Raw genomic sequence first — 18,942 nt, 5'->3', positions numbered from 1 at the left:
TTTTTCTACATAAGTTACGCATGTCATTCTTAATGAAAAAATACTTAATAGAAGTTGAGGAGGAAAAAGAATGAGAGTAGATGGAAGGGAAAAAAATCAATTAAGACCTGTTACAATCGAGACAGGGTTTGTAAAGCATCCTGAAGGGTCTGTACTTATTACGGTCGGAGAAACGAAGGTGATTTGTAATGCAAGTATAGAAGATCGAGTTCCCCCTTTTATGAGAAACTCAGGTAAAGGTTGGATTACTGCAGAATATTCAATGCTACCGCGTGCAACAGAGACACGAAATATTCGTGAATCCTCTAAGGGGAAAATTTCTGGTAGAACAATGGAAATTCAACGATTAATTGGGCGTGCTTTAAGAGCAGTTGTTGATTTGGAATCTATTGGAGAGCGGACAATTTGGATAGATTGTGATGTTATCCAAGCAGATGGCGGAACAAGAACAGCTTCTATTACTGGAGCATTTATCGCAATGGCCACTGCACTTGGTAAAATACAAGATGAGAAAAAAATAAAAAAATTCCCTATAAAATCGTATCTTGCTGCAACAAGTGTTGGAGTTGTAAAAGAGCATGGGGCAGTACTAGATCTTAATTATATTGAAGACAGTTCTGCTGAAGTAGATATGAATATTATTATGACTGGCGAAGGAGAATTTGTTGAGCTTCAAGGAACAGGTGAAGAATCAACTTTCTCCTACAATCAATTACAAGAGCTATTGAAATTAGGCCAAGAAGGAATCGGTGAACTTTTTGAATTGCAAAAAGAAGCTTTAGGAAAACTTGCGGACCGTATATAAGAAAGGAGAAACTTTTGATGAAAAGAGTTATTATTGCTACGAAAAATCGAGGCAAAGCGAAAGAATTTCAACAAATGTTTTCTCCGTTCGGGTTTGAAGTGCTGACATTACTTGATATGCCGGAAATAGAAGATGTGGAAGAAACCGGGACGACATTTGAAGAAAATGCAATTTTAAAAGCCGAGGAAGTAGCAAATAGGCTGAATACACTGGTTATAGCGGATGATTCAGGTTTGGCAGTGGATGCTCTAGAAGGACGCCCGGGTGTATACTCTGCACGCTATGCTGGCGAACAAAAAAATGATGAAGCCAATATTGATAAAGTATTAACAGCATTAGATGGAATAGAAATGGAAAAGAGAACCGCTCAATTTTATTGTGTACTTGCGATTGCCGGTCCAAATCATAATACAAAAACGGTAACAGGTTCTTGTGAAGGAATCATTTTAACAGAACGTCGTGGCACAAACGGTTTTGGCTATGATCCGATTTTCTACGTTCCGTCTTTTAAAAAAACAATGGCAGAATTATTACCAGAGGAAAAGAGCAGTATTAGCCACCGTGGAAATGCGTTGAAAAAGCTGCAAGAAATTCTTCCAGATGTTGTAGGGGGAGATGAAACGACATGAAATTAGTAATTGTGAGTGATAGTCACGGTTCAAGGGAAGAAATAAGAGAACTCCAAGAAAAGTATAGAAATAAAGTGGATGCACTTATTCACTGTGGTGATTCTGAACTAGCCTCTGATGATGTTGCTATTAAGGATTATATTATAGTAAGAGGAAACTGCGATATGGAAAGCAAATTTCCAAATCAAGTTGTAGAAGAAATTAAAGGGAGAAAGATTTTCGTTACCCATGGACATTTGTATAACATAAAAATGTCACTAATGAATCTACAATATAAAGCAAAAGAGAATATGGCTGACTTTGTCTTCTTTGGTCATTCCCATACACTTGGTGCTGAAATGATAGATGGGTGTGTTTTTCTAAATCCGGGAAGTATCTTGCTTCCACGCGGCAGGAAAGAAAGAACTTATGCCTTAGTAGAGTCTATTAATGAAAAAATTCAAGTTCAGTTTCTTACGCATGACCACAAAGTAGTAGAGTCGAAAGAGTTTGCATTAGAAAAGAAATAATAGAAAAAAATTCAGTGTCAATCCTTATTACCCCTTTTACATTAGTAGAAAATACGATATAATATGGAACAGAGATTGGCACTGATTTTAGAACTTAAATAAAAAAATAATTTTTTTCGCAAAAATGGTTGACTTTAAGTTGTTATGCGGATATAATTAAAAATGTCCTTGAGACAAAGTAAATAAAAACAATGTCCCAGTAGCTCAGCTGGATAGAGCAACGCCCTTCTAAGGCGTCGGTCGGGAGTTCGAATCTCTCCTGGGACGCCATCCAATCTTACATAATCGGCGTTAAAGCCGCGTGATATAAGCCTTCTAGTACGTCAGTTGAATCGGTCAATGAATCGGTCAACTAGCGGATTAGGAGGCTTATTTTTTATGTCAAAAAGAAAAGCGTCATTGCTAGTTAAAACGGATTTGTCCGATATATTCCACGAAAACCCACAACGTAAATCTCCAGAAGGTTACCCGATACAAAAAGCACTGTCTACTGTTCTTCGGCAAATGAAGGCGGCTGGTTTACGTGCGAGAACGGTTAGCGACTATGAGTTGCACGTTACCCACTTCGCTGAAATTACTGGCGTTAAAGTTATAGAAGAACTCAATGCGAATCATATATACGAATGGCTATCATCAATGAACGTTAGCAATCAAACGAAACTAACACGTTTAAAGTGTCTGAAAGCGTTTCTTGGACGTTGTTTTGATAATGGCTGGCTAACGTCTAATTTTTGGCGAAACATCAAAATAAAGGTCGATAGCCCGGTTAAAGAAGGCGCTACGGATCGAGAAATTAAGATGCTACTATCGCTACTAGACTTAACGCGGTTTGTAGAGTTGCGGGATGCGACTGCGGTTTTACTTATGTATCAGACCGGAATTCGTGTTGGCACAATAGCGCAATTAGAAGGTAAACACGTTAACCTTAACGATAAACTACTAAAAATTGATGGCGGTATTATAAAGAATCACGAATCAATATATTTACCTTTCGACGACGTGCTGGCTCGCTTGTTGGATGCGTTAATCCAGCAGAATGAGCTTATAAGAAGAGATAACAAGGTAAATAACGATTTACTCTTTATCACAAAGAATGGCGGTAAGGTTGCTACCAGTCCGACGAACAACAATATTATTAAGCGTCTCGGTAAGTATGCGAAAGACTACGGACTTAAAAATATTAATCCGCATGCACTCAGACGGGGATTTGCGAAGAATTTACTCGGTAAAGGGGCAAATATTGCGCTAATCTCTAAAGCGTTAGGACATAGCGATATAGCCGTTACAACGCGTTATTTGCATTTAGATAAAGAAGAGGTCGCGCAAAGTTTACGAAGTTATTTATAAAAAGACATAAAAAAAGCACGCGTCCACCGAAGTGAAACACGCACTACACCTAACTCAAATACTAAGCGAAAAAAGCGTAAATGTCAAACGCTTATTTGAGTGTGCCTTCATATTCGGTAGGGCTCCGAGGGGAGAAACCGTACCATGCGTTATTTATCAGAATATCAAACGTTCCAGTCCGTTGGCGAGCTCAACGAGGCTTTATATCGTCATACCTGCGACCACTATTTCGCTATGAATGAAACAGACCGCAGCATCTTAAAATTAATCGGAAGCTATGCCGTGAAGTTCCTAGGCGCAGCTCACTTAAAGGCGGCTACAATTGCGGACTCAATCGGAAAGAGCGAAAAGACTGCTCGGCGATCACTAAGCAAGTTACAAACGCTAGGCATTATCGCAAAGGTTTCAACTATGCGGAAAGTGACTGGCGGTTATGGAGCTAACGTGTATGTGATAAACAATGTCCAATCGCCTGTGTCCAGTCGGCAGCAAGCCGAGAAGCCTACTGAGGCAACGCATGAGCCAGCGAAAAAGGAAGCCGAAGCTATTACTCTTTCAAGCGAAAAAGAGTTATTAAGTTCTTATAATACGTATGAGCAGCCGGCTAGCCCTTACGTTAGGTTTAAGCAACTAATCGCAGATAAGAAATTACGGAATAAAATCTACGGAATATGGCTTGCTCATACATCGTACTTAAAAAACGTCTATGATAAAGACGTCTTATTAAACGCGGGTGTAACTGCGATAATGACTACGTTTAAGGCGAATAAAGTAAGGAATCCTGCCGGCTACTTTAATGGCGTGTTGGATCGCATGCTCGACCGCCTGTACTATGCTGATGTTTACGAGATTTTTTCGTAACCTAATGCGTGGAGTTCTTCGAAGTGATGAGTGCGGGCAATCCAGTAGTTTTCTTGGTTGTCTGTTACGATAATTTCATCCGGCAAAACATAGGTGCGGATTTGGTCCAAATCGAACGGACCGCGAAGTTCGCTGATGTTCACGGTAATCACCTCCTTTATATTAACTATATGCGAGTTGGTAAGCGATTACAATTAAGTTGCATTATCAGCACGGTGAGGCTTGCGCGTGGGCTTCCGAACACTTCCGATATTCATGCACCCTTACGCAACTCATTCGGCGATAATGACAGTTGTATACATATAGTAGGAACGCGGTTAATGGGCGGTTAGAGTCGCATTTATAACGTAAGGTTGCGTAATGTAAAGCGGAAATCATCAGCACGGAGGCTCTGGCGGGGGAGGGGGCGGAAAACTCAAGGGGTAGTAAAGAAGCGCCCAAACTGGACGCTCATTTATCGAATATCATTTTTCCTGCTACCTTCTCTCCATAAATTTTTTCGATGTCCTTATAGCAATCTTCGCTGGTATAGTTAATTCCGTTTACTCGGTTAACCTTTCGGAATATCTTTGCTAGTATATCCTTCGCCTCAGTCTCGCTCATTTCCTTAATCGCCTTGATTAAGTTTTCTTCACGAATCATTATGGAGCACCACCTTTACTATTCATCTATCTTGCCAGTTCCGTTACAGCGTTTGCATATCAATGTAGCATCGCTATATCGCCTTTTTAATTCCTTTAACGCAAAGTAGCCGGAAGGTTGTTCATCCACTAATCGGTCTATTTCATCGTCGTATTTATCAAAATTAAAAACTTCACCGAAAAAGCAATTCGGACACATTTTCGTCGCCATATAATCCACCCCCTAACATTTACCTATACCTATTCGCCATTTAATGATGGAATTCCTTCCTCGGTATCATAACTTAAAAGTTTTGACACCGGTTAACCGATGTAGTATTATCAAGGTATCAGAAGGTGTCAATACTTAGTGTCATAAATGGAGGCGTAAATATGAAGTATGGATATGCTCGGGTATCTACGACAGGGCAAGACTTAAACGCTCAGCTAGATGCGTTGAAAAATGAAGGTTGCGAAGAAATCTATTCGGAGAAGTTTACCGGAACAAAAGCCGATCGTCCACAATTCCAAGCGTTATTGTCTGCGCTACAGACTGGCGATACATTAGTTGTAACGAAGCTAGACCGCTTTGCTAGGTCGACTGCTGAGGCGTTGGAAATCGTCAAGAACCTATTCGAACGAGGCGTTAAGGTTCACGTCTTGAATATGGGACTCATCGAGAACACACCGACTGGCCGACTTATATTTACGATAATGAGTGGATTCGCTGAGTTTGAACGTGACTTAATTGTGGAGCGAACGCAGGAAGGCAAGGCGATAGCAAGACAGCGCGAGGACTTTCGAGAAGGTAGACCGCCTAAGTTTACAAAGAAACGGATCCAGAATGCGTTAGGGCTACTACAGTCGCACTCCTATAAGCAGGTGGAGGATATGACTGGCATATCGAAGAGTACCTTAATACGAGCGAAACGGAAGCAGTCCGATAAGTAAACAACTCCGTCTATAGTCCCCGCATATACTCCGCACATAGAACCCGCATATAATTTACGGTAAAAATATATTCGCAAGATAACAAGCGAACAAATAAACGAAGAATGGAAGCGAAAGATTGTTTCCGTTCTTTTTTATTTTTGTCGCTGACCCCAACGGCCCCCTTCGAAATCGGTCAATCTGCTGTTTCTAACTTACGCGCAAAAAATTTTCATTAGGGGGTCTACACGGTGTTGGGGTTTTCGTAAATGGAGAGCAACGGCGTCAAATGTTTTGGGTGAAATGACTCATTGTAATAGCTATAATTCAAGGAATCTAAAGGTTTTAGTGGATGGCTAAGTCTCATCGAACGTCAAATGATAAAGATTTAATCCGTTGGGATAAAGAATATGCTAGTATAAAATTAGGGAAACGGAAAATAGGAAAACACGTTATAATAAGAAACGTGGGCAGGGAAATTTATTCCAAAATAAACCTTGACCTTTCCTGTCTAAGCTTATATAATCTCACAGTTAGGGAGGGGGTGTCTTTTATGGATAACGTAAAGTTGGGAATGTTAATTCTCGGTGGCGTTATTAATCTCGTAAAATTTTACGTAGATTATGCTTTACCTTTCTTTAAGAAAAGGAAGGAGAAGCGAAACAATCCGCCAAGCTGTGGGGGCAAGACGGATCGTAACGTTAGTTAGCTTAGTTTTTTGTTTTAGAGGTCGTAGCTGTGGGGGCTACGGTCTCTTTTTTATGTTTATGATACTTTTGGTACCATTATGACGCATTTTGCGTCGTTTTGATGTCTTCTGATTACATATATTATCATACATGCATAAACTTCGGAAGTACGCATGGTGCAAAAATTTTCGTTAGGGAGTTAAAAAGGTAAAACCTTCCTTGTAGCGAATATGTATAGGTAGCAGGGGGCGATAAAATGAAAAAGGATTTCGGAATATTATTAGGAACATTCGCACTAGTTATTATCGGTGTACTAATCATGGTGAGCCAACCTTTCGAAAATGATGAACCCGAGAAGGTTACAACGGCAAATACGGAACCAGTTTCGGAACCACCAGCGAAGCAGCAACCCGAGGTTAAAGAGTACAACGCTACATGGTCCGACGATTATAAGGGGTACATATCGGAAATTAACAAGGTGGAAATCGAAAATAAGACGCTGCGTGTTTACTTTAAGTTTACGAATAACTCTCCGCATCAGTACTCGAATATGGTCGAGTGGGGCAAGGCGGTTGTTAACAAGAAACAAATTGACGCAAACTTTATTGGCAGCGAAGATGTGGGCGGAGAACATTTAAACGATACCGAGCGTGAGGGGTTCGTAGAATACTACGCCGACAGTCTGGAAGATTTAGAAGAACTAACGGAAGTGCGAATTACTTGGCATATGCTTAATGACGATCAGTTCGAAAAGAAAGAATATGACGTCACACTTCCGTTGAAATAGGGGATTACACATCTTTTTTAATTATTTCGTCAAACAAATCGGCAGCCTCACGCTGCTGCGAAGGAAATACATGCGAATAGGTATTTAGCGTAGTATCTATTCGTGAGTGACCCAAGCGCTCCTGGATTACCTTAGCATTGACACCATGGGCGAGCAGTAAAGAGGCGTGAGTGTGTCGCAAGTCGTGAAAACGAATTCGCGGCAAATCAGCCTTTTTTATTATCTCCTGCATGGCAGCCGTTAAGTTTCGCTGGTGTATCGGACCTAATTTCTTTGTTGAAACGACATAGTTTACCTTTGTCGGATCGATTGAGTCTAAGTACGTCTTATGCTCACGCAATACTTGAACGAGCGTTTCTGGCATTGCGATTAACCGCCTGCTTGCTCTCGTTTTAGTGCGACCGGTGTACTTTTTACCTTCACCGTAGAGGTTATGAATAGCTTCTTTAACTTTAATGGTTCGTTCTTCAAGGTCGACATTTTCCCACCGCAATCCCAATATTTCTGACTTGCGCATGCCTGTGTGAATTGCGAGCATATACGCAACAAAGAAGCTGGGGTTTCCGGTATGTGTTTTACTGCGATCCTTAGCAAATTTTAAAAAACGCTCAATATCGTCAGGGTTCCATACTGTATATTCTCTATATTCCTGTCTAATCTGGATACCTTTAAACGGATTCTTTTCGATTTCCTCCCACTCAACACCTCGATTAAAGGCTGTAGCTAAAAGGCGTCTGCATTTGCTAACTGTACTCGGCTTATATTTCTCTAATAATTTTCCCATTAATAGGTCGGCTCGCTTACGTTTCATTTCATGCAGATAGATATTAGCAAGGTACGGCTCGAGCATTTTTATGTATTTGCGATAAACGTACTGGGTGTTTGGACTAAGGTTACGACTAGTAATAGTTAGCCATTCGTCCATGAAGTCGAGCACTGTTCGGATGCTGCCGTTTTGTATGATTTCATTAATTGCTGCTTGAGCTTCTTGCTCAGAGTTATACGTTGAGTAATGTCGTTTTCGCTTACCGGTGACTGGGTCCTTGCCTACATCAATTGTAACTTGGTATTTGTTACCGCGTTTGCGAATGTTTCCTCTTACCATTAATCGCCACCTCCATGTAGATAAATTCTACTTTAAAACGCAAAATGGCGGCAAACTCACGCTATAATGGACGAAGGAAACCTGCGGGCTTTTTTACATTCCGAAATAGTCATCTGGCGGCACACTTCTCCCTAACTGCTGGATTGCTTTCTTTATCTTGGCAACTGTCGATAATTTAGGACGATAGTTTTTGTCGTTACATAACTTCGAAATTGTTGCCCTTCCTAGATTCGCCTTCTTCTCGAGTTCCAGCTGCGTTAATCCCTCACGATCCAACCATCGACCAAACTTCGTGCGTTTCTTTCCTAGTCCGAACATTTCTCGCAACTCCTTATCGTTTTTAAAACATTCTCGTCCAAAATGTCCGTTTTTATACCTAATGCAAAAAAGTGACAACTTAACCAAGCCGTGCAACATAGGCTATTAACACGAAGGCGAAAGAGTCTCGTAAGTTTTAAAACTCTATTTCGTAATATTAGCAACAGTTAACGCCTAGTGAAGTATTACCTTCGTAAACCCTAGCGAAATAGTAAAAGCAAAATCTGTTAAGAATGGAGCGAAGCGAAATGGATAGGAAGGGGAGCGCGAGGGGAAACAGAAAATAAATCATCATGAGGAGGCAGCACGATGTTATTTGAACCGATGTTTTTTATCGCTGGAGGAACGGTCTTGGCTGCGGCATTGCTAGACAAGACGCTAGAGGGATATGGATTTCACGCACTGGGAACGGTAGTTAAAATAGTCTTACCGATTGCAGCGTTTGCAGCTGGCGTCTACTTTATTGAAACTAACGCGATACTAGGGTGGTTGCGATGAACTTTAAAACAACATGGGCGAAACTAAAAACTCGCAAAAAGCTGATTGATTGCTTCAAATCTGGCGGTATTCACTTAACGTATGAAATGAGCGACAAAACTAAGCGCTTAATCCTTCCAAAAATCCACTCAGTCGATTCAACCGACAACTCTACTACTATTATCTTTTCGCTACCTAACGGGCTAGACCCAAAACTACTGCAAAAACACTTCTACGTATTCCAGCAACATTTCGGAAAATCTATCGAGCTTGAAGGCGAATATAAGAAATACGTCTTAACAATTCATCATACATCGCTTACAAAATCACTCAAATATAACTACGAAGCCCTGTCGCCATTGCTCAGCGACTTAGACGTTCCGATTGTTTGCGGTAAGGATTCGAACGGAAACATAATGGTCTATGATGCGATAACAGAGCCGAATTGTCTTATTTCCGGAGAACCGGGTGCGGGTAAGAGTACGCAGTTACGGAGCATACTTACGACACTTATCAAATACAAATCGCCGGATAATCTTCATATCTACCTTGGGGATCTGAAAATGAGTGAGTTTTTCCTTTTTAAAGGAATCCAGCACGTTAAAAGCGTTTGTATTTATCCGCAAGACATGGCGAGAATGTTGGACCATATCCACGCAGAAATGAAAAGGCGAGGCGAACTGTTAAATAAACACGAGGCTACGCACGTTAATAACCTGCCAGCTTTCGCAAAAGTACCTTATATTGTTCTTGCGATAGATGAAATCGTGATGATTATGGACGACAAGGAAATGAAGAAACAACTCGTTCAATTAGTAGCGCTCGGCCGTGCGTTAGGTATTTACTGTATTCTATCGCTTCAACGTCCATCGCACGACATTCTCGATACTAAAATTCGAGGCTTACTGACGGTTAGAATGGGCTTTCGTACAACTGACTTGTCTAATTCGCGAATCATAGGGACGCCAGGTAGTGAAAAGATAAGCCGAGAAACGCCTGGACGGTTTCTTATTAAACGTGATGAGCTAACCGAATTACAAGCTCCGTATTTAACTGAATCGAAGGCTAGAGAAATACTCGCAGAATATAAGGACGAAGGCTGGACGGATATGTTTGTCGGCAGTAATTCTCCCAAAATGGGTGGAATAAAAATTGAACAACTAACGGAAGAGGATGTGTTTAACGATGTTAAATAAACGTGATCGAGCGATTATATCCGACTTAAATAAATTTCGTGTAATGGACCGTGACTCTATCGCCGAGCTACATTTCGCCAGTTTAAAGAATCCACAATACTCCGCCAATAACGTACTGTTGCGGTTGCTAAGAGACGGTCATATTCAGCGTAGCACTGCGTTTGTGCCTTACGTTTATTTCGGACCTGACGTGAGCATGAAGAAGAACTCGGCGAAGATAGGACATTTCCTGGCGATTCTTAACGTGTATAAGGAAATGCGGAAGCTGGGAGCCGTTGAGGAGTTTCGAGTTGAACCGAAGTATGGTAGCAAAGGAACGGTCGAACCGGATATTTATTGTAAGTTTCGCCGAACGCCTTTCTTTATCGAAGTGCAGAAGTCGATTTATTCGCAAAAACAAATGAGCGACAAAATGAATCGGTATCTCGACCTATACAACAGCGATATATTAGGCGATGTTAAGCCACATGTTTTAATTATTGCTGAGCAACGATATGCAGTCGACGATTATCCGTTTAAAGTATTCCAGACGCAATCGTTTACCCAGTTTGTTGAATCGTTAAAGCAGAAGCCCCAGTCGATTAAGGCACCATCAAATAACGGCATTAGTGTCCGTATAGGGTAATAAAAAAGCGAGGCCATTAATCGGCTTCGCCTTCTTTGTTTTCTTTTATTTCGAATAAATCTTCAACTGGCATTTCCAAAGCCTTGCTTACTGATATTAATACGTCGATATCATAACGTGTTTGAGAATCGAACCGGCTAATTGTCGCCTCTTTTACTCCTACTAAGACTGCAAGTTCTTTTTGTGTTTTAATTCCCTTTAATTTCATAAGTTCTCGTATCTTTTTTGGTCGTGCAACATACTTTGCCATATTATTCCTCCACCCTATTTATACTTACATATTACACATTAGAAATCTTTTCGTCAATTACTCTTGACTTTCTAATTACTAATTAGTAATATTAACTCAACAGCAAAAATATTACACATTAGTAATAACTAATTAGAAATAAAAGAGGAGGAGTTAACGAAATGATTGCAGCATTTATCGTCGGCGTACTCGGCGCATTTGTAATCGGACTATTCATCGGAATGGACCGATCTAATCAACTAAATTAACAAAAAGGGGTGGCGAAAATGTTCGATAAATTACAACAGTCAATCCGCAACACTTGCGACATGTTAGACGGTTATACTATCGGCACACTCATCGTCGAGGGCGGTCGCGCTTATATGCAAACTGAAACTGGCGAAGAAATTGACTTGCAGCCGTACGAACAAATCGAAGTTTACACTGGTGGCGAATACAAGCGAATCAGCTACGGCGAAGTGGTTTCAACGGTTAGTTCCGATAACTGGCCAGCTTATGCAGGGCTAGATTGCCGGGTTAAGCCAATTAAACTTACGCTATTAACTAAGGAGGATTTTATCGATATGGAAAATAACGCAATTGTAAATGTAGTTCTAGATTTAGGCGAAGGGATCGCCGAAACTTACACGGCTTACAAGCTTACAGACAGCGGAATTTATCTTACGGACATAGATAGAGACGGGCTTGCGGTTATATCGACGCTGAAATGGGAAGAGGAGCTTTCCGGCTATTACTTCGACAAGGAATTATTCACGCTACAAAATTGCGGTGTGGTCGAAGAGTTTATCGCCAGTGTCGATGATATGCCAGCCGAGGAAATACTTACGTTACTTCTAAAATATAAGGCGGAGGGATATTGATGCGAAAAGTAACCGTTCACTTCCATAACGATGATGTAGATACGCAGGAGCAAGCCTATTTATTTGGCGGTAACATACTTCTATCAATTTATGGCGACACTTTATACTTCCGGCTTGTGACCGTCGGTTTGCGGCAACAAACTGACTTCCACGTTCGGGATTACAAAGTTCTCGAATTGCCTGGCAGTGGCGTGTCAGTTGAGAAGCTAGATTCAATTTCATTGGTCGATTACGTGAGATTAGCAGTTAATTAAATCAGCGTTTGTCAGTCGGTGCGTTATAGGAAGGCGCATCGGCTCGGCACTTAATAGCACGCGACTGTTTGCCGAGCGTTTGGCAGCGTTGGACAAGCAGCCGTCACAAGTTGCTAGCGAAACTATGAAATTAGGAGGTTATCGGAATGGAACTGGCACAAGTATATTACGGAAAACTCCACGACCTACATAACGAAGTAAAATCCATCTGTAAGAAGTTATCGATGTTGCAATCGACTTTGGATCGCAGAATAGCTGATATATACCATCGCATTGAAGAAACGCCTATTGAGGATTTAAATGAGCTCGAATGCTTAACGGAATTAAAGGACGTTTTGCAGCGACGACGCTTGTGTAAGGATGAATATGCGAAAATGAGGCCAATTCTGAGTAAGGTCGAACGAGACATGAAGGCGCTGGAAGAAAAGAACGACGAAATTGCAAATATGAGTGTGTACGTGAGGAATCGCTATAACGTGAGCATTACAGTTGAGGAGTTGTTTGCTGAAATAGGGATGGAAATATAGGTAATCTTTAATTATAACATGGAATTTTGAAAAATTCGCTAAAGTTGAATGGATTTTTTTGAAATCTTTTTATTCACCTTTTGGAGAGTTTAGAAAAATCTATGAGAAAATTAGAAAAATACTATAACACACTAAAAGTTGACCAAATTTCATTTTTGAAAAATGTTCAATTTCTCCGGTATTTTGATGGAGCTATGTAATAATTTTTGTGAAGATTTTTTAAAAAAACAGGAGGGATAACTGTTATGGAGGACTGGAAAATTAATCGTCATTTTGGCTCGGAGAAGGGTAGCTCAATGGTAAGAACGTCGTTATTACGTATGTATACGGCTCTTGAGGGGTTTGATGTTTCGACAGCAGGATTATATGCGTACTTTAGATCGTGGAGAAATACGACCGGAGATATTCAAACAAAAAATACGGTATGGCACCAAAAAGAATACATGTATGTACAAACAGGGCTTGGCAGAACCGCTTTTAATTCGAGATTAGAAACACTCAAAAAATACGGTTTGATTACTGAGTTAGACAGTAATAGAGGACCAAATAAAAAGGTTTATTATGTTCACGATCCACTTAGTAGAGATGATTTTATAAAAAAGTACCTGCGAGAGGTAGAAGAGTTGGTAAAAAAAGTAGAGGAAATTGAAAGGAAATCAGATGAAAATAATAGGACTCTTGCTAAAATCGCAGAACTAAATCGAAAAACGACATAAGCTACTGTTGATTTTGTACAGTAGAGAATGTTTAAAACATACTAATAGTAAGCAATAACTAGTAAGCAATGTCTAGTAAGCAATAAGTTCTTTCCAGCTCACTTACGTTCGCTGGCATTATTTTTAATAAAAGAGATTGTGCGATTAAAAGAATATGCGATAAATAGATAAAGAATGAATAGGAGGAATCGCCGTGTATCTATCAACATATGAATCTCAGGCAATACCAGCAATTCACGCATTTTGGGCCGATCACTGCCATGTCGAACAAACTTTTCGCAATGTCCTTGTCAAATACTTCACCGAAGAATGGTCCGACAAAATCGACCTTACTCGCCCGATAACTAAGCACCCAGCAACCAAAAAGAAAGAATTCACACTCTACAGCGTCCTAGACATTTTGACCGATTTCATACTCGCCTCTGGTCAAGTTGCTGAACGCGAACAAGAATACCCTGTCGCAAACGCGGACAAACGAGCGCGTCAATCGGCAGAAATCAGACACCACGAATACTCTCTTGTGTTGGACGAGGAGCACCCCAACAATGACGACGATTATCGCACACCACCGTATTCAATCGAGGAAAGTTCGCTTCCTGCTGCTGATCACGTAATGGAAGTATTATTCGCCGACTCCTGCTGCGAGAAAGTTGAAGAATTACAGGACCTAATAGCCCACGTTAAGCAATACCCGTACTTTTACGTTGCTACTTATGCTGAAGAAATGCCCGAAAAGAATCGTGACCGTAAGAAAGCAGAGAAATCTATCAAAGCGCTGGATGTTAATCGTGTGAGAGAATGTAAGGTTTGCGGAGGAGCATTTTACGCTCATGACTTGCGTAGGCGTGTGTGCGATATTCAGAAATACCCTAAGTCGCAAGATTCGGCGTGTGAGGTAAAAAATCATCGAAATCGGGAGAAAAATAGGTATTTAGCGCAGAAAAAAGCCATTATCTAATAGAGCCCAAGTGCGAGCCGGCGGTACTTGGGAGTCTAGGGCTTCTTATCGCGAAGGAGCCTGTTATTATTTTGTATAAAATGTGTGAAAAGGGGGAGAAACAATGACGAACGAAACATTTAAATTGATCAGATTGTATTCAGGACTTTCTCAAAGGGCTTTTGCGAAGAAAATTTCTGTCGGCCACGGAACTGTTTCTATGATTGAAGGGGGAAAAAGAAGAGTGACAGATAACGTAAAGTCTAAACTTGCAGCTCATTTTGATTTAACGCCTGATTTTTTTATATATTTAGAAAAAATGAAAGGATTATCCCACATTAGCAATGTTAACACATAAAATAAATAAAAACAACCAAAAAAGTGTAAAAAATAATGAGATTTGGCGAGTGGACTCCGACTGGCTCATGGCTTATTCGGAATGCCCAGAAACAATTCGGAAGGTCAAACGGAGCTACAAAGATTTTATTATTGTCGCTGATTACTTTAAGTACGGCAAGTTGGTCGGGTTGCAGTTCAAAATACCTTCACATCGCAAAAGAGCAGCACGGCACGTTTTTGGCGTAAATGTCACGAAATAAGGCGTTTTAGGGGTTTGCCCTTACAAAGACATTCGGGATGATTTTCGACCGCCAATTTAAGGCTGTTTTGTCGAAAACCGTACCATATACGTAGCATTTTGAGGAGGGTTTACGATGTTTATTCAAGGTACAGGTCTAAAGTGTATTTTATGCGTTCCGGGAAAGCACGCACCGAAGTCTATGAAAATAGTGGCGCAGGTTTTTGACGGAAAAGAGGTTTCCGAGTATCAGTTCGGTCCACACGTTCCACTAACGAAAATATGGACGCAAATTCCTCGGCTTTATATGGACAGTAAGTTTCCACCTCAGAAAAAAGTGAAAGGCATCGATCGTGGCGAAGTAATCAACATCACTCGCCGAGGAGAAAAACACCAGGCGATTAAGTTGCCGAACGGCTCCATTCTAATAAACGAGAAGGCGGTGTAAAGATGAACAGACGAATTAAACACATGGGTAGTTTTGTAGGCGGATTGAGTAAGTTGGGAAAACCGAAGAGGCCTCTTGCTTTTACTGGAGGTATTAAAGCGAGGGTAGAAGCAAGTGGAAATAATCGTAATATACAGTCTGACTAATCGCCCACAGTCTGGCAGCTTGTTAACGCTAAAAATAGCAGGACAAATATAACGGAGTTTTTGGAAGGGGGGCGAAGAAGATAGAGACGAAGATTAAGTGTCAGTTCTGCCAGTTAGCGCAAAACTGTCAGCGCAGGCAGCGAAAACAAAAATATGAACAAGCCGGCATAACAACGTACTGCACAATGGCAAAAAAACAAACGGGAGGAATTTTAAATGACAAACATTAACGATATCCGCAAATTAGTAGACGAGGCAATGGAAATCAAAAACGGTTCAACTAGGTTATTCCGCGAGTTTAACGATAGTTACCAGGCAAAACGATTATCTATCCAACAGAACCGCGACTATACTCCGAGTGGAAAACAAAAGTTACTTGAATCAGCTAAGAAACGTGAAACTTCTCGTCTTATGAAGCTCGCCCGTTCACAACGAGAAGAATTTAACGCTAAATTGAAACAAGCGAAAGCAGAAGCAGACGCAATTGTTCACGCTCACGCGCCAAAAGTTGATCCGGTTAAGCAAGAAAGGTTTAGCAAGCGACTAGCCGAAGTCAAAACGCAAATAGCTTTATCGAATGCAAAACGGGGGCAGCAACTTTTTAAAGAGTTTCTGACGGAAATTGACGAGCAAGCCTTCGCGGAACAAGTGAAAAACGACTTCTCGGCGTTAGTTCAACCGATTTTAAACGATGTAAGCGGGCCGGAAACGGAGAAAGTTCGCCATGCTCTTTTCGATGCGTTTGAGGACGTGAGAATGAAGGCGAAGTCACCAGAAGCAGGGGACGCTCAAAACGTTGCCGAATTTGCAGACGCTCTGCTGAACGGGAAGTTCTTCGAGGGTATCGTCGAGGAAAAAGCCGAGGAAGTGCTGGGAACGACAGCGAAGCAGTTTATTAATGAGCCGGAAGCTTACTTCGAAATTTATCCGGAAGAAGACCGACCACAGTCACACCTTAAAACAGTGGAGGAAATCATGGAGGAAGAGGACGCGAAGTATTAAATAAAAACTCATGCGGCTGTACTGCGGCTTACCTCCTCCGTAGGAGCATGAAGACATGTGAACGTAAATTTTAAAAACGAAGGGATGGAGCGGCATGTTAGAACTTAGAAAAGCAGAAGGAAAATTAATTATTAAAGGTGACGAGGCTCTAATATCGCAACTAGAAGGCGCTGACCTAAGCGGAGTTGACCTAAGCGGATTCAGAGCAACGGCAGACGATTTGTATAAAGCGTACGAATTGGCTGTCGCCCAGCCGGTTAAAGAAGTGAAAGACCGCAACACTGGCGAGGTAATAGGAACAGTCGACAACGTGAAGAAATACGGTGCGTTAAAACAGAAATGTATCGCAGCATTCGGGCAGGCTTAACGGCTTGCTCGTTTTTATTTATCTAACGAAGCTAACGAAAGGGAGTGTAGAGGATGAGCGCAGTATCAAAGGCACGGCTTGAACGCATGCGGAAAGCGAACGACCTAATGCACAAAATCGCTGGCAAGGGAGAAATCAAGCCGAAAGAATATCGCAAACTACAACAACTTCGCACAACAATCGAGCCAGCCGTCGTTGACCCAACACTCGGGCCATTAGCGGTTAGTTATCTCGCTACAATTGACATGTTAATTCGCGGCATTAATTTACTCGCGGAGGGTAAAACAGCCGAGGCGGAAGCGCTGGGCGACGAGTTTGCAGAATCATGCGTAAATCTGAGCGACCAAATTCGAAAATTTGAAGGGAGGTGAACGGAATGGCTATTGATTTAACGGCTAAACTATCGCTCCAGGACGACTTTACGAAAAAGATGGAACGTGTCGAGCGTAGAATGAAGTCGGCAGAAAAAACAACCAGTTCGCTAAGCAAAGCGACTTCTAGCTACAACGGCTACCTTGACCGTTCTTCTCGTTCTGCTGATCGTTTCAATGCCGGAATGCGAAAAATCGGCAGCGGAGCGAAGAAGGCGATTAGTGGTATTACGTCGTTGAAAGGTTCGTTTATCGGGCTAACCGCAGCAGTCGGCGGAGCAATGGCTGCGAAACAGGCGTTTGATTCCACTGTTTGGGAAGCTGCGAAAATGGAGCAAAGCCAAGTCGTGCTGAACGCTCTATTTGACGACGAGAAAGCGGCCAAACAATATGAAAAGATGATTAAACAGTTTTCGCTTGATTCGCCGATGTTGGATTTGAGCGACATGTACAATACGTCGAGCTCTTATTTAACGATAAGTAAGGACGTCAAGCAATTAGAGAAGCTATACGACATCACTGAGCGTCTAATCGCAGCAAATCCACAACGTACGCTTGAAGATGCGTCATTTAGTTTGCGAGAAATGCTGATGTCCGGCGATGCTATATCGCTAATCGATCGATTTAATCTATCGCGTGATGCAATGAATCGGATTAAAGAGCTCGACTTGCCTCAACAGATAACGGAACTCGACAAGTACCTCAACAAAATCGGCTTTACGTCGAAGTTAGTTGACGACATATCGAGCACCACTATCGCCAAGTTTAACAAGGTGAAGGAGCAATTCAAGTTATTCCTCACGGAAATGGGGCAGCCGTCGCTTGATGTGTTGAGCGGATTCTTTGACCGATTGACCAGCAAATTTGACTCCGGTCAGTTTCAAAACATGGCAAAAATGGGCGGTAGAATGATCGAAGGAATACTTAGCGGCTTAACCTCGGGCATTAATCGCGTATACGACTGGTTCTTGGCAATTTCGAACAACCCCGACTTTCAAGCGAGGACAACGTTAACAGGTAAAATCGATTTTATTTTCAACGACTTGTACGAACGCTTTACCGCGTGGTATGAAGGAGGCGGGAAGGATAAATTAGAGGCTGCCGTTACTAAAATGATTGAGTTTAGCGCTTCAACGATAGTAAACAGTTGGGACTTAGTTGCACCGGCTGCAAACGCACTCGGGACATCTATCGCGAATGGTGTTATTGACGGGTTCAAGAACCGGATTGCCAGCTTCTCTTTCGCTGATTTCATTCAGGGAACGCCTATGCCAGTAGAACCTAATTACGGAGGAAGCGGCAAAAAGAACAGCTCCGGCCATGAGTTTATCGGTCCAAAACCGCCTGGATTTTCCGGAGGACTCTCACGCGTACCATATAACGGTTTCCAAGCAACGCTTCATAAAGACGAGCAAGTTTTAACTGCTGAGGAAGCGAAAGAGTATCGCAACGGCGGAGGCAATGGCGTAACTATCGCAAAACTGGCAGACCATATTATCGTTCGTGAAGAAGCAGACATCGAGAAGTTTGCGTATAGACTTGCGAAACTAATTGAGCGAGAAGGAAATCAAATGGGAAGAGTTTATTAA

30 protein-coding genes, 1 tRNA gene and 2 pseudogenes are annotated in these 18,942 nt (G+C 41.7%); 27 read left to right on the top strand and 6 right to left on the bottom strand.

Annotation, left to right across the window (positions count from 1 at the left end; all coding sequences use genetic code 11):
• Positions 1-70: 70 nt before the first annotated feature.
• From rph to ACFSUL_RS12185, 7 genes and pseudogenes are all read left to right on the top strand, one after another.
• Positions 71-805 (top strand): ribonuclease PH, encoded by a 735-nt coding sequence (gene rph, locus ACFSUL_RS12215; protein ID WP_377935779.1) that lies wholly within the window; start codon positions 71-73, stop codon positions 803-805.
• Positions 806-822: 17 nt separating this feature from the next.
• Positions 823-1,434: an XTP/dITP diphosphatase gene (locus ACFSUL_RS12210; protein ID WP_377935777.1), complete on the top strand. Its 612-nt coding sequence runs from the start codon at positions 823-825 to the stop codon at positions 1,432-1,434.
• Positions 1,431-1,943 carry a metallophosphoesterase gene (locus tag ACFSUL_RS12205; protein WP_377935775.1) on the top strand — a complete coding sequence of 171 codons (513 nt, stop codon included), beginning with the start codon at positions 1,431-1,433 and terminating at the stop codon, positions 1,941-1,943. The genes ACFSUL_RS12210 and ACFSUL_RS12205 overlap by 4 nt, the downstream gene beginning before the upstream one ends.
• A 193-nt stretch (positions 1,944-2,136) precedes the next feature.
• A tRNA-Arg gene (locus tag ACFSUL_RS12200) sits at positions 2,137-2,213 on the top strand.
• 108 nt (positions 2,214-2,321) lie between these two features.
• The gene (locus ACFSUL_RS12195; RefSeq protein WP_377935773.1) at positions 2,322-3,290 is read left to right on the top strand and encodes a tyrosine-type recombinase/integrase; all 969 of its coding nucleotides are present in this window, start codon (positions 2,322-2,324) and stop codon (positions 3,288-3,290) included.
• Positions 3,291-3,434: 144 nt separating this feature from the next.
• Positions 3,435-3,674 (top strand): annotated as a pseudogene (locus ACFSUL_RS12190) (helix-turn-helix domain-containing protein); the annotation flags it as partial.
• Positions 3,675-3,701: 27 nt separating this feature from the next.
• A complete protein-coding gene (locus tag ACFSUL_RS12185) occupies positions 3,702-4,151 on the top strand; it encodes a hypothetical protein (RefSeq protein ID WP_377936148.1) in 450 nt (149 codons plus the stop codon).
• Here the strand turns inward: ACFSUL_RS12185 and ACFSUL_RS12180 are convergent.
• The 3 genes from ACFSUL_RS12180 to ACFSUL_RS12170 all read right to left on the bottom strand — a co-directional run bounded on the left by ACFSUL_RS12180 (position 4,133) and on the right by ACFSUL_RS12170 (position 5,003).
• Positions 4,133-4,294 (bottom strand): hypothetical protein, encoded by a 162-nt coding sequence (locus ACFSUL_RS12180; RefSeq protein ID WP_377935771.1) that lies wholly within the window; start codon positions 4,292-4,294, stop codon positions 4,133-4,135. The two genes, ACFSUL_RS12185 and ACFSUL_RS12180, sit on opposite strands and share 19 nt — an antisense overlap.
• Before the next feature lie 307 nt (positions 4,295-4,601).
• Positions 4,602-4,793 (bottom strand): hypothetical protein, encoded by a 192-nt coding sequence (locus ACFSUL_RS12175; protein WP_377935769.1) that lies wholly within the window; start codon positions 4,791-4,793, stop codon positions 4,602-4,604.
• Positions 4,794-4,811: 18 nt separating this feature from the next.
• Positions 4,812-5,003, bottom strand: a complete 192-nt coding sequence (locus ACFSUL_RS12170) for a hypothetical protein (protein WP_377935767.1) — start codon at positions 5,001-5,003, stop codon at positions 4,812-4,814.
• A 161-nt stretch (positions 5,004-5,164) separates the two neighbouring features.
• Between ACFSUL_RS12170 and ACFSUL_RS12165 the strand changes: the two genes are divergently transcribed.
• The 4 genes and pseudogenes from ACFSUL_RS12165 (at position 5,165) to ACFSUL_RS12150 (ending at position 7,177) form a co-directional block, all read left to right on the top strand.
• On the top strand, positions 5,165-5,722 hold the full coding sequence (locus tag ACFSUL_RS12165; RefSeq protein ID WP_377935765.1) for a recombinase family protein: 558 nt from the start codon (positions 5,165-5,167) through the stop codon (positions 5,720-5,722).
• A gap of 331 nt (positions 5,723-6,053) precedes the next feature.
• Positions 6,054-6,125, top strand: a pseudogene (locus ACFSUL_RS12160) (hypothetical protein); the annotation flags it as partial.
• Between the two features lie 129 nt (positions 6,126-6,254).
• A complete protein-coding gene (locus ACFSUL_RS12155; protein ID WP_377936146.1) occupies positions 6,255-6,410 on the top strand; it encodes a hypothetical protein in 156 nt (51 codons plus the stop codon).
• 236 nt (positions 6,411-6,646) lie between these two features.
• Positions 6,647-7,177, top strand: a complete 531-nt coding sequence (locus ACFSUL_RS12150) for a hypothetical protein (protein WP_377935763.1) — start codon at positions 6,647-6,649, stop codon at positions 7,175-7,177.
• A 4-nt stretch (positions 7,178-7,181) separates the two neighbouring features.
• Here ACFSUL_RS12150 and ACFSUL_RS12145 read toward each other — a convergent pair whose 3' ends face one another.
• Entirely contained in the window at positions 7,182-8,282 is a 1,101-nt protein-coding gene (locus ACFSUL_RS12145; protein ID WP_377935761.1) for a tyrosine-type recombinase/integrase, read from the bottom strand.
• A 93-nt stretch (positions 8,283-8,375) separates the two neighbouring features.
• Complete coding sequence (locus tag ACFSUL_RS12140) at positions 8,376-8,600, bottom strand: helix-turn-helix domain-containing protein (RefSeq protein ID WP_377935759.1); 225 nt, start codon at positions 8,598-8,600, stop codon at positions 8,376-8,378.
• A gap of 309 nt (positions 8,601-8,909) precedes the next feature.
• On the opposite strand from ACFSUL_RS12140, the gene ACFSUL_RS12135 reads away from it, so the two are divergent.
• From ACFSUL_RS12135 to ACFSUL_RS12125, 3 genes are all read left to right on the top strand, one after another.
• Positions 8,910-9,098: a hypothetical protein gene (locus tag ACFSUL_RS12135; protein ID WP_377935757.1), complete on the top strand. Its 189-nt coding sequence runs from the start codon at positions 8,910-8,912 to the stop codon at positions 9,096-9,098.
• On the top strand, positions 9,095-10,273 hold the full coding sequence (locus ACFSUL_RS12130) for an FtsK/SpoIIIE domain-containing protein (RefSeq protein WP_377935755.1): 1,179 nt from the start codon (positions 9,095-9,097) through the stop codon (positions 10,271-10,273). Before ACFSUL_RS12135 ends, ACFSUL_RS12130 begins: the two co-directional genes overlap by 4 nt.
• A gap of 256 nt (positions 10,274-10,529) precedes the next feature.
• Positions 10,530-10,898 (top strand): hypothetical protein, encoded by a 369-nt coding sequence (locus ACFSUL_RS12125; protein ID WP_377935753.1) that lies wholly within the window; start codon positions 10,530-10,532, stop codon positions 10,896-10,898.
• Positions 10,899-10,914: 16 nt separating this feature from the next.
• Here ACFSUL_RS12125 and ACFSUL_RS12120 read toward each other — a convergent pair whose 3' ends face one another.
• Positions 10,915-11,148 (bottom strand): helix-turn-helix domain-containing protein, encoded by a 234-nt coding sequence (locus tag ACFSUL_RS12120; RefSeq protein ID WP_377935751.1) that lies wholly within the window; start codon positions 11,146-11,148, stop codon positions 10,915-10,917.
• Positions 11,149-11,414: 266 nt separating this feature from the next.
• On the opposite strand from ACFSUL_RS12120, the gene ACFSUL_RS12115 reads away from it, so the two are divergent.
• From ACFSUL_RS12115 to ACFSUL_RS12055, 13 genes are all read left to right on the top strand, one after another.
• Positions 11,415-12,008, top strand: a complete 594-nt coding sequence (locus ACFSUL_RS12115; RefSeq protein ID WP_377935749.1) for a hypothetical protein — start codon at positions 11,415-11,417, stop codon at positions 12,006-12,008.
• On the top strand, positions 12,008-12,262 hold the full coding sequence (locus tag ACFSUL_RS12110; RefSeq protein ID WP_377935747.1) for a hypothetical protein: 255 nt from the start codon (positions 12,008-12,010) through the stop codon (positions 12,260-12,262). Before ACFSUL_RS12115 ends, ACFSUL_RS12110 begins: the two co-directional genes overlap by 1 nt.
• 146 nt (positions 12,263-12,408) lie before the next feature.
• Positions 12,409-12,789 (top strand): hypothetical protein, encoded by a 381-nt coding sequence (locus tag ACFSUL_RS12105; protein WP_377935745.1) that lies wholly within the window; start codon positions 12,409-12,411, stop codon positions 12,787-12,789.
• Between the two features lie 245 nt (positions 12,790-13,034).
• The gene (locus ACFSUL_RS12100) at positions 13,035-13,505 is read left to right on the top strand and encodes a hypothetical protein (protein WP_377935743.1); all 471 of its coding nucleotides are present in this window, start codon (positions 13,035-13,037) and stop codon (positions 13,503-13,505) included.
• A 193-nt stretch (positions 13,506-13,698) separates the two neighbouring features.
• Positions 13,699-14,463 carry a hypothetical protein gene (locus ACFSUL_RS12095; RefSeq protein ID WP_377935740.1) on the top strand — a complete coding sequence of 255 codons (765 nt, stop codon included), beginning with the start codon at positions 13,699-13,701 and terminating at the stop codon, positions 14,461-14,463.
• Positions 14,464-14,566: 103 nt separating this feature from the next.
• Positions 14,567-14,800: a helix-turn-helix domain-containing protein gene (locus ACFSUL_RS12090; protein ID WP_377935738.1), complete on the top strand. Its 234-nt coding sequence runs from the start codon at positions 14,567-14,569 to the stop codon at positions 14,798-14,800.
• On the top strand, positions 14,787-15,041 hold the full coding sequence (locus tag ACFSUL_RS12085; protein WP_377935736.1) for a hypothetical protein: 255 nt from the start codon (positions 14,787-14,789) through the stop codon (positions 15,039-15,041). Before ACFSUL_RS12090 ends, ACFSUL_RS12085 begins: the two co-directional genes overlap by 14 nt.
• Positions 15,042-15,155: 114 nt before the next feature.
• Positions 15,156-15,467, top strand: coding sequence for a hypothetical protein (locus ACFSUL_RS12080; protein ID WP_377935734.1), 312 nt, complete (start codon positions 15,156-15,158; stop codon positions 15,465-15,467).
• 2 nt (positions 15,468-15,469) lie between these two features.
• Positions 15,470-15,613: a hypothetical protein gene (locus ACFSUL_RS12075; protein ID WP_377935732.1), complete on the top strand. Its 144-nt coding sequence runs from the start codon at positions 15,470-15,472 to the stop codon at positions 15,611-15,613.
• Positions 15,614-15,829: 216 nt separating this feature from the next.
• Complete coding sequence (locus tag ACFSUL_RS12070; protein ID WP_377935730.1) at positions 15,830-16,615, top strand: hypothetical protein; 786 nt, start codon at positions 15,830-15,832, stop codon at positions 16,613-16,615.
• A 94-nt stretch (positions 16,616-16,709) separates the two neighbouring features.
• Positions 16,710-16,982 carry a hypothetical protein gene (locus ACFSUL_RS12065; RefSeq protein WP_377935728.1) on the top strand — a complete coding sequence of 91 codons (273 nt, stop codon included), beginning with the start codon at positions 16,710-16,712 and terminating at the stop codon, positions 16,980-16,982.
• Between the two features lie 53 nt (positions 16,983-17,035).
• The gene (locus ACFSUL_RS12060; protein WP_377935726.1) at positions 17,036-17,353 is read left to right on the top strand and encodes a hypothetical protein; all 318 of its coding nucleotides are present in this window, start codon (positions 17,036-17,038) and stop codon (positions 17,351-17,353) included.
• Positions 17,354-17,358: 5 nt separating this feature from the next.
• On the top strand, positions 17,359-18,942 hold the full coding sequence (locus tag ACFSUL_RS12055) for a hypothetical protein (RefSeq protein WP_377935724.1): 1,584 nt from the start codon (positions 17,359-17,361) through the stop codon (positions 18,940-18,942).

This window comes from Bacillus seohaeanensis (assembly GCF_042684945.1).
GTDB classification, from domain to species: Bacteria; Bacillota; Bacilli; order Bacillales; family Bacillaceae_B; genus Rossellomorea; species Rossellomorea seohaeanensis.
The sequence above is the reverse complement of the archived record's forward strand: the minus strand, read 5'-3'. Positions and strand labels throughout refer to the sequence as shown.